Origin of the sequence: Shewanella sp. HN-41, assembly GCF_000217915.1 — a bacterium.
Lineage (GTDB): Bacteria > Pseudomonadota > Gammaproteobacteria > Enterobacterales > Shewanellaceae > Shewanella.
The window spans coordinates 68,453-85,338 of record NZ_AFOZ01000013.1 but is presented as its reverse complement, the minus strand read 5'-3'; the positions used below and the strand labels follow the sequence as shown (position 1 = coordinate 85,338).

Annotated in this window: 17 protein-coding genes; 8 read left to right on the top strand and 9 right to left on the bottom strand. The window is 47.0% G+C overall.

Annotation, left to right across the window (positions count from 1 at the left end; all coding sequences use genetic code 11):
* Positions 1 to 359: 359 nt before the first annotated feature.
* Positions 360 to 1,400: an NADP(H)-dependent aldo-keto reductase gene (locus SOHN41_RS02000; RefSeq protein WP_007644981.1), complete on the top strand. Its 1,041-nt coding sequence runs from the start codon at positions 360 to 362 to the stop codon at positions 1,398 to 1,400.
* 123 nt (positions 1,401 to 1,523) lie between these two features.
* Entirely contained in the window at positions 1,524 to 1,946 is a 423-nt protein-coding gene (locus SOHN41_RS01995) for a VOC family protein (RefSeq protein ID WP_007644980.1), read from the top strand.
* Positions 1,947 to 2,145: 199 nt separating this feature from the next.
* Here the strand turns inward: SOHN41_RS01995 and dbpA are convergent, their stop codons facing one another.
* The 4 genes from dbpA to SOHN41_RS01975 form a co-directional block, all read right to left on the bottom strand.
* Positions 2,146 to 3,555 (bottom strand): ATP-dependent RNA helicase DbpA, encoded by a 1,410-nt coding sequence (gene dbpA / locus SOHN41_RS01990; protein ID WP_007644978.1) that lies wholly within the window; start codon positions 3,553 to 3,555, stop codon positions 2,146 to 2,148.
* Between the two features lie 285 nt (positions 3,556 to 3,840).
* Positions 3,841 to 4,698: a pirin family protein gene (locus SOHN41_RS01985; protein ID WP_007644976.1), complete on the bottom strand. Its 858-nt coding sequence runs from the start codon at positions 4,696 to 4,698 to the stop codon at positions 3,841 to 3,843.
* Positions 4,699 to 5,215: 517 nt separating this feature from the next.
* Positions 5,216 to 5,830, bottom strand: coding sequence for a LysE family translocator (locus tag SOHN41_RS01980; protein ID WP_007644975.1), 615 nt, complete (start codon positions 5,828 to 5,830; stop codon positions 5,216 to 5,218).
* Positions 5,830 to 6,936: an NADH:flavin oxidoreductase gene (locus SOHN41_RS01975; protein WP_007644973.1), complete on the bottom strand. Its 1,107-nt coding sequence runs from the start codon at positions 6,934 to 6,936 to the stop codon at positions 5,830 to 5,832. Before SOHN41_RS01975 ends, SOHN41_RS01980 begins: the two co-directional genes overlap by 1 nt.
* A 104-nt stretch (positions 6,937 to 7,040) precedes the next feature.
* On the opposite strand from SOHN41_RS01975, the gene SOHN41_RS01970 reads away from it, so the two are divergent.
* On the top strand, positions 7,041 to 7,952 hold the full coding sequence (locus tag SOHN41_RS01970) for a LysR family transcriptional regulator (protein WP_007644971.1): 912 nt from the start codon (positions 7,041 to 7,043) through the stop codon (positions 7,950 to 7,952).
* 262 nt (positions 7,953 to 8,214) lie between these two features.
* Here the strand turns inward: SOHN41_RS01970 and SOHN41_RS01960 are convergent, their stop codons facing one another.
* Positions 8,215 to 8,484 (bottom strand): hypothetical protein, encoded by a 270-nt coding sequence (locus tag SOHN41_RS01960; RefSeq protein ID WP_050801810.1) that lies wholly within the window; start codon positions 8,482 to 8,484, stop codon positions 8,215 to 8,217.
* 521 nt (positions 8,485 to 9,005) lie between these two features.
* Entirely contained in the window at positions 9,006 to 9,209 is a 204-nt protein-coding gene (locus SOHN41_RS01955) for a YheV family putative zinc ribbon protein (protein WP_037457901.1), read from the bottom strand.
* A 252-nt stretch (positions 9,210 to 9,461) separates the two neighbouring features.
* On the opposite strand from SOHN41_RS01955, the gene SOHN41_RS01950 reads away from it, so the two are divergent.
* Positions 9,462 to 11,372: an ABC transporter ATP-binding protein gene (locus tag SOHN41_RS01950; protein ID WP_007644963.1), complete on the top strand. Its 1,911-nt coding sequence runs from the start codon at positions 9,462 to 9,464 to the stop codon at positions 11,370 to 11,372.
* Between the two features lie 41 nt (positions 11,373 to 11,413).
* Complete coding sequence (locus SOHN41_RS01945; protein WP_007644961.1) at positions 11,414 to 11,875, top strand: DUF2390 domain-containing protein; 462 nt, start codon at positions 11,414 to 11,416, stop codon at positions 11,873 to 11,875.
* Between the two features lie 42 nt (positions 11,876 to 11,917).
* Here SOHN41_RS01945 and SOHN41_RS01940 read toward each other — a convergent pair whose 3' ends face one another.
* The 3 genes from SOHN41_RS01940 to SOHN41_RS01930 all read right to left on the bottom strand — a co-directional run bounded on the left by SOHN41_RS01940 (position 11,918) and on the right by SOHN41_RS01930 (position 14,534).
* Entirely contained in the window at positions 11,918 to 12,328 is a 411-nt protein-coding gene (locus SOHN41_RS01940) for a GFA family protein (RefSeq protein ID WP_007644959.1), read from the bottom strand.
* Between the two features lie 16 nt (positions 12,329 to 12,344).
* Positions 12,345 to 13,946: a GMC family oxidoreductase gene (locus SOHN41_RS01935; RefSeq protein ID WP_007644958.1), complete on the bottom strand. Its 1,602-nt coding sequence runs from the start codon at positions 13,944 to 13,946 to the stop codon at positions 12,345 to 12,347.
* Positions 13,947 to 14,024: 78 nt separating this feature from the next.
* Positions 14,025 to 14,534, bottom strand: a complete 510-nt coding sequence (locus SOHN41_RS01930; RefSeq protein ID WP_007644957.1) for a hypothetical protein — start codon at positions 14,532 to 14,534, stop codon at positions 14,025 to 14,027.
* A gap of 110 nt (positions 14,535 to 14,644) precedes the next feature.
* Between SOHN41_RS01930 and SOHN41_RS01925 the strand changes: the two genes are divergently transcribed.
* The 3 genes from SOHN41_RS01925 to SOHN41_RS01915 all read left to right on the top strand — a co-directional run bounded on the left by SOHN41_RS01925 (position 14,645) and on the right by SOHN41_RS01915 (position 16,861).
* Complete coding sequence (locus SOHN41_RS01925) at positions 14,645 to 15,616, top strand: hydrolase (RefSeq protein ID WP_007644956.1); 972 nt, start codon at positions 14,645 to 14,647, stop codon at positions 15,614 to 15,616.
* Positions 15,617 to 15,638: 22 nt separating this feature from the next.
* Entirely contained in the window at positions 15,639 to 15,884 is a 246-nt protein-coding gene (locus SOHN41_RS01920; RefSeq protein WP_007644955.1) for a YheU family protein, read from the top strand.
* Between the two features lie 89 nt (positions 15,885 to 15,973).
* Positions 15,974 to 16,861 (top strand): phosphoribulokinase, encoded by an 888-nt coding sequence (locus SOHN41_RS01915; RefSeq protein ID WP_007644954.1) that lies wholly within the window; start codon positions 15,974 to 15,976, stop codon positions 16,859 to 16,861.
* Positions 16,862 to 16,886: the final 25 nt, after the last annotated feature.

Genomic DNA, 16,886 nt, shown 5'->3' with positions numbered 1-16,886 from the left:
GTAAGTTAAATACAAAATTTCACGCCATTTTGTGACATTGATTCACATCCATGCGCACGCCAGTCGAGGAATGTAGTTTTATAACTATTTATTCATAAATAGATTACCGCAGCGTTGCTACGTCTAAAATCATCAGAAATAAACAAAAATCTAGGTTTGGGGGATTGTTGGCAGCATAAGCGCTAAAAAGACGACTTAGCGTATAAAATTCAACCTGCTACTCGCATTAAAGTGGTGCAATATCCCCCTTGTTAATTGATTGTTTTTCACGCAGTAGCATTTAACCACATGGTTTAACCTTTGCTTTACCGCAAAAGCTTGATAGCCTCGAACTAAGAAGGTTTTCGTAGGAGAAATAGATGGAATACAGACGCATACCGCATTCTAATCTCGAGGTCAGCAAAATTTGTTTGGGCACTATGACTTGGGGCGAACAAAATACCCAAGCCGAGGCGTTTGCACAGCTAGACTACGCCATAGGTAATGGCATCAATTTTATTGATACGGCTGAAATGTATCCTGTTCCACCTAAGCCGGAAACCCAAGGGGAAACCGAGCGGATTTTGGGGCAATATATCAAGGCCCGTGGTAACCGTGATGACTTAGTGATAGCCACTAAGATTGCCGCGCCGGGTGGTAAGAGTGACTATATTCGCAAAAACATGGCGCTGGACTGGAATAATATCCATCAAGCGGTCGACGCCTCGCTCGAACGCCTGCAAATCGATACTATCGATCTCTACCAAGTGCATTGGCCAGACCGCAATACCAACTTCTTTGGGGAATTATTTTACGACGAGCAAGAGATTGAGCATCACACCCCGATCCTCGAGACCCTCGAAGCCCTCGCCGAAGTCATTCGCCAAGGCAAAGTGCGCTATATAGGCGTGTCGAACGAAACGCCATGGGGACTGATGAAGTACCTGCAATTAGCAGAAAAACACGGCTTACCGCGGATTGTGAGTGTTCAAAATCCCTATAACTTACTCAATCGCAGCTTTGAAGTGGGCATGAGTGAAATCAGCCACCGCGAAGAATTGCCACTGCTGGCCTACTCGCCCTTAGCCTTTGGCGCCTTAACGGGCAAATATTGCAATAATCAGTGGCCTGAAGGCGCGCGCCTAACCCTGTTTAAACGCTTCGCCCGTTACACGGGTTCGCAAATGGCCCTCGATGCCACGGCAGCCTATGTGGATTTAGCCCGAGAGTTCAAACTCACGCCGGCACAAATGGCCCTAGCCTTTGTAAACTCACGCAAATTTGTCGGTTCAAACATCATAGGTGCCACGGATTTATATCAACTTAAGGAAAATATCGATAGCTTAAAAGTCACGCTATCGCCTGAGTTGTTAGCGCGATTAAACGAACTGTCCGATCAATTTAGATTACCTTGCCCTTAGTCTCTTGAGTCAGTGACTGACTTACGCTACTGATTGATGTTTTATGCTATCGCAGCGGTATCCCGACCGTTGCGATAGCGATTAAAATAGCCCTTGTAATAGACATCAAAACTCGAGAAAAAGATGAAACAGGCGATTGTCCATATCGCACTTGTCGTAAGAGATTACGATGAGGCGATTGATTTTTATGTCAATAAACTCAAATTCGAGTTGATTGAAGACAGCTATCAACCCGAACAGGATAAACGTTGGGTCGTGGTAGCGCCGCCCAATTCCCATGGCACAGCCCTACTGTTAGCCAAAGCCTCCAAACCCGAGCAGGAATCATTTATCGGCAATCAGGCCGGTGGTCGCGTATTTTTATTCTTAAATACCGATGATTTTTGGCGCGATTATGAGTATATGCGGTCAATAGGCATTCACTTTATTCGCGAGCCGCAGGAGCAGGATTACGGCACAGTTGCCGTATTTGAAGATCTCTACGGTAACCGCTGGGATCTGCTGCAACTTAACCCTAATCATCCCATGGCGAAAAGATGTCTTTAGCTATGTAATTGAATAAAATGGTAAATCAGCCTTTTCTCATTTAGCTATCATACGCTCCATCGACACCGACGCAGTAATGGCAAGCGTCGCTAGTTACGGCCAAACACTCGGATTATGACAAGGCACTATCAAGTTAGATGCGATAAAACAAAAAAGCGAAGCCATTTGGCTTCGCTTTTTGCCCAGATACCAGTGGTATCTATTTCATTGGCCATGCACGGTAAGACTTACCCTTAATGCGGCCGCTGGTGATCTTGTTCAGTGCCTTTTTAGCGACCTTACGGTTTACCGCCACATAGGCACGGTAATCCGTGACTTGGATTTTACCGACCTGTGAACCTTCGATACCGTTTTCGCCCGTCAGAGCTCCTAAGATATCGCCGGGGCGAAGTTTCTCTTTCTTACCGCCATCGATCTGCAAGGTGATCATGGTCGGTGCTGCTGGTGTGTTACCGAGTAAACCTATGGCTGGCAGTGGCTCACTTTGGATTTCACGCTCTAAGTACTCTTCTAACAAGGCAATCTTGTAACCGTCTTGGTCGTTATAGAAGGTGTAAGCTGCGCCTTTACTACCTGCACGGCCAGTACGACCCACACGGTGAATATGCACTTCGGTATCGTAGGCAACATGGTAGTTAAATACCGCATCGAGGGCATCGATATCCAGTCCACGGGCGGCCACATCGGTTGCCACCAGTACGCAGGCGCTCTTATTGGCAAATTGCAGCAGGGTTTCGTCCCTGTCTCTTTGCTCTAAATCGCCATGTAGTGCCAATACGCTAAAACCGAGAGCCTCGAGTTCATCGGCCACTTTTTGGGTTTCACGCTTGGTATTACAAAACACCACGGCGCTTTCAGGCTTATGTTCTAAGAGCAATAATTGCAGCGCTTGCATGCGTGCTTTATCGTCATCGAGCTGATAGAAGTGTTGCTCAATGGTGTTCTTTTCATGGGTAACCGCCGCTTTTACCATGGTTGGGTTATACATGATTTGCTTAGCAATAGATTGAATCTGTTCGGGGAAAGTCGCACTAAATAGCAGTGTTTGACGCTCACGCGGAGCCTGCTCAATAATTGCATCCAACGCAGGTTGAAAGCCCATTTCTAACATGCGGTCAGCCTCATCGAGCACTAACATGTTGAGATGACTTAAATCTAAACGGTTACGATCTAAATGATCGACAATACGTCCCGGCGTACCGACGATAATATGTGCACCATGTTCGAGCGAGCCCACCTGTGGCCCCATTGGCACACCACCACAAAGGGTCAGCACTTTAACATTGTGGATCCCCCGGGCAAGGGTACGGATTTCCTGCGCCACTTGGTCGGCAAGTTCGCGGGTTGGGCACAGCACTAAGGTTTGAATGCGAAAACGTTTCACATCGAGCTTATTCAGTAAACCTAGTCCGAAGGCGGCCGTTTTACCCGAACCAGTTTTCCCTTGGCCAATCACATCCTCACCCGCCAAAATGGGCGGTAAACTTTGCGCCTGAATTGGCGTCATTTCGTTGTAGCCCATTGAAGAAAGGTTCTCAAGCAATTCGGTTTTTAGCTTAAGAGTCGAAAAAGCCAGTGATGGAGTAGGCTTAGTATCTGAGTTGCTCAAGGTGAATATCCTGTGGTGGGTAACGAAGCGGCTGCTAGGTTACTGAAATTGCGTTACTTATCGATTAAACGGGTATTGTGGGCTTAAGATTGCGCTTAGCGCAAATGCCAGCCCAATCTAAAAACTTGGCTATTGTAACAACAAAAGCAGGCTTTTGCCTTAAGTCTTAAATAATCCCCACTAGGACAACCATTCTCGCTAGGCTGATAAAAACAACAGCCCTGTCATCCATCAGTAGGATCACAGGGCTTAAGGGGTTAAAGCTAACTTTCATCCCTCAAACTATCAGGCAATTTGCCCAAAGCGACCTTCTTGGTAATCGCGGATCGCCTGCTGAATTTCCGCTTGAGTGTTCATCACAAAGGGGCCCATTTGGACGATTTTTTCACGGATAGGTTTACCCACAAACAGCAACATACCCGCACCACGCTCATCCGCCTTCAAGGTTAATGGCGTTTGGCTATCGAGCACTAAAAACTCACCCTGATTGAATGACCACTGTGATTGATCGCCTTTACTTAAGCCGCCTTGGTAAATATAGAGTGCGGCAAACTCATGTTTGGATAAATCGAGCCGAGCTTCACCATTGGCATTGATCATCAAGTCGGCAATCGCCGCCTCTCCCGCTAATCCTTGGATGGTAGAGCTTATAGCAGGCTCACCAACAAAGGCCCAATCCCCCGCCAAGGCTTTTAAGGTTGCCCCTGTGTCGTTCGTGGTTTCAACACTTGGGCTTGAGGCCGTATCCTGATAAGTCGCGGGGCGCAGTTTGTCCTTGGCGGGCATATTGACCCAAATTTGAAAACCATGCAGACCATCGAGCGCATCGGCCAACGGCATTTCAGAATGCACCACGCCGTAACCCGTGCTCATCCACTGTACATCACCCGCACGGATCGCTTTGACGTTACCCATCTGATCCCGATGCTCGAACCCGCCCTTACGGATATAGGTAAAGGTCTCCATCCCACGGTGTGGATGTGGCGGGAAGCCACCAATAAAATCCTGTTTATCATCGGATTTAATCTCATCCATCATCAAAAATGGATCAAAATGGGTGGTGACAAAGTCAGCCACACGGCGAATATTCACCCCATCGCCATCCATCGCAGGTTTAGCAGAAAACTGGCTTAAGACTTTCATTGCGCTCTCCAATTAGGTTAAGCAAAGCGATGCGTGAAACGGCAAACACAGGCAGCTAACACCAAATAACTGCTCCTAATTATGCTACATCGCAGGATATCGCACGCAGGCACGCCATGAACTCTTCCCTGAGGGCTCCACCGCGCCATCCATGGCGCAGAGGACCTGCTTACCGATACCCTAATCGCCCTACAAAGTGATCGAATCGACTATTTAGATAGCTAGAGCATCTGGCAGCTAATACCAAACGCAAACGCTTTGCTGATGTAGGCAGAATAACAAGGAAATTCACCAAAAAATAACGCGAAATAACGGCCTAAACATTCGAAAAAATAGAATGGTAGGCTGTTAAATAAGAGGATAAGGATTAACCACTAGGTGGAGCCTATATAGACCTTTTGCAAACTAACGCTAAGAGCTACTACAACCGTGAAGTGATATTCAGCCTTCATGTCGTGGCACAGTGAACCAATACCGCTAATAGGAGGGATTTAACTCAACGGAACAAGACCTTCAATTAACTGCTAATGAGCCAAAACACCGCAATACTGATCATCATTAGTGCCGAAATCCGGCCTAATATCTCACCCCGCCCCTGAGCTAACAACAGTCTGTTGACCTTGTATCCCCCATAGGCATAAATCAATAAGTTGAAACATTCAATCAGTGCGATCATGCTGATAAAGAGCAACGTTTGCACACCCAATGGCAAAGCAGGATTAATAAAGGGTGGCAGCAATGTCATTAGAAATATCCAAGACTTAGGATTAGAAATCGCAACCGAGAAGCCCCGCAATATTAATTCAGCACTACGACAATCCACCTGCATAGTGGCAGTATTAACTTTGGCATCCCGCCAACCGCTAATTCCCATCCATAAAAGATAACAAGCGCCCACATATTTAAACACTTGCATAAATACAGGATATTCAACCAGCACTCGGGTATAACCCAACAAGGCTGTCAGAGCGATAAGTGATACCCCAAGGACCTCACCAAAAATCACCCAAAGTGCTCTCTTAACCCCCAAACTGGCACCGTAACTCAAGGCAAGCATCATACACAGACCTGGAGATATCGATATCAGAAAAAAGGTAGGAATAAACATCAATAGCAGCATCCACTCAGACATCATGCTTCCTTAACTCGCTTAACCACACCAGTCATAGTCCTCAGATACTCAAGCGCTGCTGAGGTGAAACCCTGATCGAGCATCCATGACTCGCTATAAGGTGGACAAACTAATGCTATTCCCTTATCGACCTTCTTAACCCAGTCAGGATTACCTAAAGCGGCGGTGCCAATGGCCACCAAATCTGCGCCACCTGTTAGTGCCAGCTTGGCGCCTCTAGCATCCCGAATGTTTCCTGCAACCATCATAGGGATATCGTCAGGAATGGCTCGACTCAACTCGGTCAACAAGTCCACTCCAACCTGACCGTTAACGGATTTAAATGTGTCTCCCATGGAATAATGCACATAATCAATATCTTCAGCTGCCAGCAAGCGGGTAACAGCTAACTGATTATCCAGTTCGGTCCCAACCACATTGGCATAACTCTCTGGCGATAGCCTTACCCCAATTAAAAACTGGCGTGGCATCCGCGCACGGATCCCCCTAACTATCTCGATTAAAAACCGAGCTCGATTTTGCACACTACCTCCCCACTGGTCAGTTCGCCGATTCAGTTTGGGGTTGAGGAAGTTACACAGTAAGAAGTTATGTGCTGCGTGCAATTCAACGCCATGCAAACCCGCGTCATAAACACGTTGTGCAGCTCGGATGAACGCCTCTATAAGCTCACGGATATCATTATCCTTAAGCTCAGTCACCCCAAGAGCGTAACGACCGCCAGATTGCTCACCGCTAGGGCCGAAGGGTGATCCGGCATTCAGTTCAGGCATAGCCCTTACCCCGCCATGATGAAGCTGCACTAATACCAGCGCTTCATTTTCACTCGCTGTTTTTGCTAAGGTCGAAAAAGCATTCTGCTGCGAAAGGGTCATAAGCGCGGGTTGTCCTGACCAGCAACGACCGCCAGGCCATACCTGAGTTGCGGCGGCAATAATTAATCCAAACCCACCACGGGCACAGCGTGCAAGCCAGTCAAGTTCAGCTTGGCTTGGATCACCATTTTTAGCGCTCATATTATGAGTAAGAGGAGCGAGTACTACGCGATTTTTAAGCCGCATCCCTGCTTTAATAAAGTGAAACTCATCATTTAAATCTTTGTGCATTTGTCTATCCAGTTAAGCAATGAGATTTAGCACACTGTAACCCATGCCGAATAAGATATAATCAGAACAACAGGAAAGACATTAACGCCCAACAGGACACAATAATGAATAATCACAAACTAGACACTCTTTATCTAATGCGTCTGTTGGTCACCATAGTCCGATTCGACTCCTTCGCTTTGGCAGCCGAGCACCTAGGGATAACTCCCAGTAAAGCCTCAAAAGACCTCAAGTATTTAGAGCACACCTTAGGAACCGTATTACTCAATCGCACTACTCGTAAACTCCATCTAACGGACGCTGGTGAATTGACCTATCGTCAAGCAGAGCAGATGATTACGCTACACGAGCAATTAATCGATGGATTACACAATCGCCGCAACTCACTCTGCGGTGAGCTTCGCATCACAGCCCCCACCCTATGGGGAGAAATAATGTTAACCCCAGTACTGCTTAAGTTTCGGGCGAGTCACCCTCAGGTACGTTTGATAACTGACTTCAGTAACCTCAAATCAGACTTGCAAAGAGACAATATCCATGTGGCATTTCGCAGTACAGAGCTAAACAACGAACCCTATATGGCACGTTTCATTGCCCAAGATGAAATGGTCCTATGTGCGGCTGATACTTACCTTTTACAATATCCGCCATTAACTCATCCAAGGGATTTACAGACGCATAGTCTAATCACCCGATGCACCGACTATTCACGCTATGAGCAATGGACCTTATTGGATAATGGTAAAGAATTGGCAGTGAAAGTTGCCGGTGAGCTGGCTTTTAGTAACAAACAAGCGATTCACGCAGCCATGTTGCAGGGGTTTGGGATAGCACAACTGCCTCGTTATCTGGTAGCCGACGAGTTAGAACAGGGTATCGTTCGCGAAGTATTGCCAGCCTATCGCCCAAAAGGCGCAAACTTTTACGCCCTTTATACTCAGCGACGGGCTGAATCGGCCTTGATAACTCACTTTGTCGAGTATGTTATTCAATCCCTTGGTGTAGTGGTTAACTGAATTAGACTACAGCCCTAGAGACTAAAATCCATAAGAGTAAATCGGGCTAGAAAGGAATAAATCAAGCCACCCAAGTTAAAACAATAAGAGTCATAATTTTTCCTTAAACAGGCATCATCGCCACTCACTTTTTCAAAAAAGTAAAGCACGCCAAACAACGCGGCGGCAATGGTAATAGGGTGTTTAAATTTTCTTCCTAAGAATAAAAAAGCTAGCAAGTGCTAGCTTTTTATGCGTCAATTTTCTTAGATAACCTTAAAAATCACGCAAGCTCTGCACGACAATGTTTGCAAATCTTCGCTTCTGCTTTGACTAATTCAGCGCAATCTGGACATTTTTTCATATCACCGGATTGAATGGCATTGGCTTCAATCACTCCTTTTACTGGTGACATAACTAATGCAATGATAAATCCTATAAGTGGAGAGAAAACGACCGCGAGAAGGAAAAATCCCAATCCAGATCGACCTTTAGTGTTCGCATATACACCCACTAGAATTGCCAAAATTAGCCATCCAAGAAACATAAACATAGTCATTTCCTTATTTACTTTAACTAACTCAAAATAGTCTTATTTATAAGCTATTGATTCATATCCGCTCGCAGTAAATACCGAACATCGATTTTTTGCAATAGCCGATTGCCGTCTAATGACTAAGATACTGGCAATCTTACACCACCAGTTTATACATTCACTAAGTAGATAAATCACTTTGGAGCAATAGCTGTTTAGGTGAACGAGCAGCGAGAGGGTTAGTTAGGATTGGCATTATTACGGAAGTGACCGTCGGTGGCATGGCCGCTCTTTCACATCAGATCCATAGGGATATGGGGAATGTCATTATAATGTCTGGAACATTATTGACCATGTGATCGCAACATTCGATTCTTGTAATCAAGAGCCATATACAGCAGATGCCACCGTCGAGCCCTCAGGGAGCTTATTTTAAAAACAATAGCCGGCGTGTCACTGGAGTAATAATGCCAATCGACACTGCACATCGGTGATGTCTTTTAGGAGCTAGCTTTTAAAGGCGACCAGCGAAGCCAAACCTAGTCAGGTTTAAACACCCCTATCACTGCGCCTGTGGCTTTTTCAGCTACCTTTTCATCGGTTTGCTGCTCGCGGTAATCGCACTCAGTGCATTCAACGGTTTCAATACCATGTTCTTTAAACAATAAGATGCTGTCTTTAGCACCGCATTTAGGGCACTTTGCGCCAGCAACGAAGCGCTTTTTGATTTTTGTCGTTGTCATATCTTGGACCAAATCGTTAGCCCTTGGGGCTAGGTCATAAAAATTGCCGCTATTTTGCCACACTCCCTATCGATTACCAGCCTTACCTTAACGGCAAGCCGTTTGAGGCAAAGCCTAAGGTCAAATCCTAAAGCAAGCACACATCACTTAAGGATTTACCTGACTAATAAAGACACTAGCTATGGTCTGCGATGGCCATGTAGGCTATTATCCATGCCCTGACGAATTCACGTTCTTACCAAGTTGTAGTTAATGATCAGCATCAACCAAGCGCAATTAATCCGCGGCAGCAAAACCCTGCTAGATGAAGCTTCTCTCACGATTTACCCGGGCCATAAAGTCGGGCTAGTCGGTGCCAATGGCACGGGTAAGTCCTCATTGCTCGCATTAATTTTAGGTCACTTAAGCCTAGACAAAGGTGAGTTTAGCCTGCCATCGGGCTGGCAAATCGCCACCGTTGCCCAGGAAACACCTGCACTTGACATCTCAGCCTTAGAATATGTGCTTGATGGTGATAAAGAATATCGCCAGCTAGAAGCCGACTTACACACGGCTCAAGAGCAAAATGATGGCCATGCCATTGCGACCTTGCACGGTAAAATCGATGCTATCGGTGGTTATGCTATTCGCGCCCGCGCGGGTGCACTGCTGGCGGGTTTGGGCTTTAGCGAAGCCGAGCAAAGCAATCCTGTTAAGAGCTTTTCGGGCGGTTGGCGTATGCGCCTCAACTTAGCCCAAGCACTACTGTGCCGCTCGGACTTGTTACTGCTCGACGAACCCACCAACCACTTAGACCTAGATACCATGTACTGGCTCGAAGGTTGGATTAAATCCTATCAAGGTACCTTGGTTTTAATCAGCCACGATAGGGACTTTATCGATGAAATCGTCGATGAAATCGTCCATGTTGAAAATCAAAAACTCAATTTCTATAAAGGTAATTACAGCGCCTTCGAACGTATTCGCGCCGAACGCATGTCACAGCAACAGGTGGCCTTCGAGCGTCAACAAAAGGAACGGGCGCATATGCAGTCCTTCGTTGACCGTTTCCGCTACAAGGCCAGTAAGGCGAAGCAAGCCCAGAGCCGCTTAAAGGCACTCGAGCGCATGACTGAGCTGCTACCATCCCAGGCCGACAGCCCCTTTTATATGGAGTTTCGTGCTCCAGAAGCCCTACCCAATCCATTGATAAAAATGGAACAAGTGGCAGTGGGATATGGCGATAAGCAAATCCTTAGCAAAGTGCATTTAAACTTAGTGCCCGGTGCCCGTATTGGGTTGCTAGGCCGAAATGGCGCAGGTAAATCGACATTAATTAAGCTGTTATCGGGTCAATTATCGCCAATGACAGGTTTGTATGAACCTAATCCTGGCGTCAATATCGGCTACTTTGCCCAGCATCAAATCGAATTTTTACGCCTCGATGATACGCCGATGCAGCATTTAGTGCGTCTGGCGCCGAATGCCCGCGAGCAGGAATTGCGTAACTTCTTAGGCGGTTTTGGCTTTAATGGCGATATGGCGCTCTCACCCGTGCGGCCTTTTTCCGGCGGTGAGAAGGCCCGTTTAGTGCTCGCGCTGTTAGTGTGGCAACGCCCTAACTTGCTATTGCTCGACGAACCGACCAACCACTTAGATCTAGAAATGCGCCATGCGCTTACCATGGCATTGCAAACCTTTGAAGGCGCAATGGTTATCGTGTCCCATGATCGCCACTTGCTGCGGTTAACCTGTAGCGATTACTATCTGGTTGATCAAGGTGAAGTTCGCGCCTTCGAGGGTGATCTTGAGGATTACCATCAATGGCTGCTCGACGCGGCCAAGGCCAACGCAAATCAAACCAATAATAGCGATGACACTAAGCCCGCTGCCGATAAGAAGCAGCAAAAGCGCCTAGAGGCGGAGATCCGCCAAAAAGTGTCGCCCCTTAAACGTAAGCAAGCCAAGCTAGAAACCGATCAGCAAAAGCTCAGTGAACGCCTCGCCGAACTAGAACATTTACTGGCCGATGGTGAATTATATGAGCAAGACAATAAAACCAAACTCACTGCCGTACTGAATGAGCGCACCAGTTTGACGCAAACCTTAGAAGAAAGTGAAATGCAATGGCTTGAGTTACAAGAAGAAATTGATTCAATGGAGCTTGAGGTTATGGCCCAGTAGTCCATAATCTACGCCTTAAGCCTAACGTACAAGGAAATAGTATGTCGGATGTAATTCAGTTAGACGGCCATATTTGGCATTGGTGTGATATGAGTTATGGGCAAAATAAGGCTCTGTGTCTCGATTTGCAGGACAGCTGCCGAGTCAATGTGAATCTGTTACTGCTGGCACAGTATTTAGATATCACCCTAGATGTCGCGGGCCCGAGGGAATACAGCGTTGAGCAGTGGCAGCGATTAGTAGTCGCAGTGAACGAATGGGATGAAAAGTTTCTCACGCCCTATCGCCGCCTTCGTCGCCTTGTAAAAGCGAGCCTAAACGAAGACGAATATCAGCAAATGCTCAATGTAGAACTGATGATAGAACGTAAAGCTCAGCGTACTATTTTGAAGATTATCAATGGACTATCACCCAATGGTCGCCAGACAAATTTAGTGAGTTATCTGAGTTTATTTGGGCTGGGTGAAGGGGATGTGAAGCAACTTGGCCTGATCGCCCCTTAGCTCGATGCTTCTTGCAATATATATCCCCTAGCAAACCCAAGGTCAGGTGCTGCGGCCTTGGGGATAACGTTTGCAATTGTCCTCAATAGTTAACCAACTCACCTGATTATCGGTATAAATATGGTAATTCGGTTTAATACTGCTTGGATTATCTAAGCTGGCAATGGTTAAGGTTAAATAATCTGGGTATTGGGTATGCCTGTAGGTGAGCGAACAACCACATTGCTGGCAAAAGCCCCGCCTGACACTATCAGAGGAAGCAAACTCCGTCACTTGCCCCTTAAGCCAGACCACCTGCGGTAACTTAAAATCCATCCAAGCACCAAACACGGCACCGATGCTCTTTTGGCACATACGACAATGGCAATAATCGGCATCGAAGGGCAAACCTTCAATCCGATAACGAATAGCGCCACATAAACAGCCACCTTCTAAGCCTTGCTCTTGTTTCATAGGTGCCTCGGTTTATTTATCTATGCTCTCGACCGTCGGTTAGCCTTTGCGCCAATGCGGTTGCATTACGGGCGGTAATACCATAAATAGACAACTGGGGGTTGGCCCCTAAACTGGTGGGGAAAATAGATCCATCCATCACCGACAGATTTTCAAGATAGTGCGACTGGCCGTAACTATTGACCATTGAAAGCTTTTCATCCTCACCAAAGGGACAGCCTCCCATCACATGGGCCGAAGCAACCACGGTACGCAGTGGTGCCAGTGACATCTGGGCGATACTTTCTTTAGCATCCTGCCAAGAGGTGAGATATGGCATGCCATCACTGATCGGCAGCACTTTTAATGCCCCCGCAGAAAATTGTAATTCAGCCATGCTGGCATAGGCGCGCCGCGCCGCACGCCAAAACGCATCGGTCAATGGATAATCCAAGGCAAAGCCCGTCGAAGTCAAATGCACTTGTCCACCTTGGCTATCGGGGTGATAGCCATCTCTAACTAAGGCAATAGTGACCTGCAGTTGGTTAAATTGCGACATTAACTCGGCGTGGCTCGTGCCATAGCCCAATGTTTTTGAAGAGATTAATATCGGATGCACGGGGGGGACTTCGAGTTTATACCCCAGCTCACCCTCGGCACCATCTCGCCATACAAATTCATCGGAATAGATAGATTGAGGCGCGCCACTATGGGCATTTATCGCATCGGCAAACACGCCGCCAGAGAGTAAGGTGGGATGTAAGAAGGTACGTTTACCCAAAAGTTTGTGGGGATCGGGCACTTGGGAGCGCATCATCAGGGTCGGTGTATGGATAGCGCCAGCACTCAAAATATAATGCTTAGCTTTAAATAACAGCTCAACTGAAGTAGGTCTTAAATTCACATCCAAGGCCTGCGCTTTTAGGGCCAATACTTGGCCATTGTGGTGTTCAATCTTGACGACTCTTGCCCGACTGATCAACTGCGCACCTTTATCCAATGCCGCAGGAATGGTCGTGATTAACATAGATTGTTTTGCATTGACGGGGCAGCCCATGCCGCAATATCCCGTATTCCAACAGCCCGCCACATTGCGTTTGATAACGGTGTAATCCCAGCCCAGATTGATACAACCTTGTTTTAATGCCCCATTATTACGGTTAGGCTCGTAATTCCACTCATGGATATTAAGCCGCTGTTCCATCTGCGCAAACCAGGGATCTAAGCTCTCACGATTTAATCCTGCTACCGATTTATGTTGCTCCCAAAAGGCTAAAGCCTCAGTCGGGGTACGAATCGAGGTAGTCCAATTCACCGTTGTCGAGCCCCCCACGGCGCGGCCCTGAAAAATACCAATGGCCTTGTCGGCGGTTTTCATCGCCGCAGCCTGCTGGTACAAATTGGGATACGCGGTCCGCTCTTCCATATTAAAATCACTAGAAGATTTTAGCGGCCCCGCCTCAATCATGATCACGCTAAGCCCAGCTTGGGTGAGAATTTCAGCCGCAACACCACCACCGGCGCCAGTACCGACTATGATGACATCAGCTTCAAAGCTTTGATTTTCTTGTAGTTGACTGGCATCGGTATGTAACCAACCCGAATTTAAACCATTCACTATGGGATCTATGATTGCCAAGTTTTGTGCTCCATTGCCGCAGGAAATCTTGTTATCGATTGATTTGGACTGTATTAGTTTTAATGATGCAAAACAGCTTTAGGACTTAAATAACTCCGGCTTGGCATAGTGCAGACGACCCCAATGTTCGGGGCAAGCGTAATAACTTGCCATCACCAGTTCCCTCAAACCTAAATAAGCCGTTTGCAGGAGGGCAAAATAGCTGTGGCGCCAACGCTCAAGCATTTGGGCTAATTCGGTGGGTGAGCGCAGGAGCAGTGGCGTCATGCTCGAGGTCAACACCAATAGCCCTAGACGATTTTCGAGCATAGCTAAGAGTTCAAATAACTCGGCTTGTTGCTCATCCGGCAGCACAGAAATCGATTGATTGATCGCATCTAAGGTGCGGTTCTGCGCCGCCAGTTTGTGAGTCGCCACATCGGGTAGCGCCCCTTCCAGCATCACGGGCAAGAGCACGCTAAATAACAAACGGTAGTCTTTAGCTTCATCCTCATCGGGCACACTAAACTCCGGAGAATAGAGATTGACCCCTAAGGCTAATGCCGCCGTTCCGGCAAACGTGCCCAGTAAAAAGGTACGTCTATTCATCTAGTTCTCCTAAAACGTTTAGTAATAAACAATTGTGCTACAATAGCCGCGGATCTAAATTAAACATACGTTTTAATTTTCAGCAATAGTCGATACCAAGATAAAATCCCATGTTAAATACCTTTATACCGCCTTGGTGGGCCAAGAGCCCTCATATACAAACGATTTTGCCCGTCTTCACTAAAGTGGCCAAACCAGTGCTGCAAAGGCAACGTATAGAGCTACCCGATGGCGATTTTATCGATCTAGACTGGCAAGGCTCACCACAGGAAGGCGCGCCCATTGTGGTTATCATCCATGGTTTAGAGGGGAGTTCCCAGTCACATTATGCCAGACGCTTACTCCTCGCCTGCAAGGAGAAGCAACTCACAGCGGTAGTGCATCACCATAGAAGTTGTTCCGGTGAAAGCAATCGCCTCGCCCGCAGTTACCACAGTGGGGACACGGATGATTTGCAGTTTAGCTTATTGAAACTGCAACAAACCTATCCGCAATCACCTCTACTCGCCGTAGGTTACAGTTTAGGTGGCAATGTATTGACTAAATACCAAGGTGAATATCGAGATGAGAGTCTATTGACCCGAGCCGTCGTCGTCTCGGCACCGCTACAATTATCAGCCTGTGCTAAACGCTTAGAGAATGGCTTTTCAAAAGTGTATCAAAGCCATTTAATCAAACAGTTACAACAAAAAATTAGCGGGAAATTAGCAGATCCGGATTTAGCCAGCACCATTCCCCTAAACCAGATGCAAGTCGCCCAGCTGCATACTTTCTATGAATTCGATGACAAAGTCACAGCACCGCTACACGGTTTTGCGAGTGTTGACGACTACTACGCCCGAGCCAGTGGTTTGCCCTTTGTCAGTCGCATCACTAAACCCACACTGATACTGCACGCCAAGGACGACCCCTTTATGACCGACGATGTCATCCCACACCCTAGCCAAGTGTCTGAACATGTTGAATATGAATTACACGCCTATGGTGGCCATGTCGGCTTTATCGAGGGTGGCACCCCATGGAAACCCCGTTACTACCTCGAACGGCGTATTTTAGATTTTTTACTCGGTGATGATCATTAAACCTTTGCCACAAGGAAACCCTATGCTTGTTCCCTATGAAGCCCTTTTACAATTGCCAAATGAAACATTGATGAATTTGATCCGTGAATATCTGTTTGGCCAAGTGGAGGATGGCAGTTTTGCCAGCCTCGATGAGCAGGAATTATCCCAAGCGATAGTTCAATGTCAACAAGCACTTAAGCAAGGTAAGCTAGTGTTAGAATACAGTGAGGATGACGAATCCTTTGCCATACGTTCGGCAGATCAAATTACCAAACGGCAAGATTGACCCACACAGCCACTGTACCGTATAAATAGAACTCGTGGTTTTATCGCTTACCATAAGCGGCTCTTTTGGTTTCCAGCTAGGTAGAAAAAATGTCAGCAAAACATCCCATTATTGCAGTTACAGGCTCATCAGGCGCGGGAACTACCACGACTACCACCGCCTTTAGCCATATTTTTCGCCAGCTCGGGATCAATGCAGCCTTTGTCGAGGGTGACAGTTTTCACCATTACACTCGCGCTGAAATGGAAGTGATGATCCGCAAATCCCAAGCCGAAAACCGCAACCTCAGTTACTTCGGCCCAGAGGCCAATAACTTTGCCCGTTTAGAACAATGCTTTCGCGATTACAGTGCCACAGGCCAAGGCGAAACCCGCAGCTATTTGCACACCTTTGACGAGGCGGTGCCTTTTAATCAAATGCCCGGCACATTTACCCAATGGCGGCCGCTTCCAGAAAATACCGATATGCTCTATTACGAAGGTCTACACGGCGGCGTAGTGACGGCGGATGCCAATGTCGCCCAACACGTAGACTTGCTTATCGGCATGGTGCCCATTGTTAACTTAGAGTGGATCCAAAAGATTATTCGCGACACCTCTGAACGCGGCCATAGCCGTGAAAAGGTCATGGGCTCCATTGTCCGCAGCATGGACGATTACATTAAGCATATGACACCACAGTTCTCCCGCACCCATATCAACTTCCAACGGGTTCCTACGGTCGATACCTCTAACCCTTTCAGTGCAAAAGATATTCCGAGCCTAGACGAGAGCTTTGTGGTAATCCGTTTCCGTGGTATTAACAATGTCGATTTTCCCTTTTTCCTGAGTATGATCCAAGGCTCTTTTATGTCACGAGTTAACACTCTCGTTGTCCCCGGCGGAAAAATGTCCCTCGCAATGGAGTTGATCCTGACACCATTGATCAAGGATTTGATGGAAAAACGCCAACAACTTAATAGCCCTGAGGCAAATTAAGATACAGGATATTTTTTGTGAGATT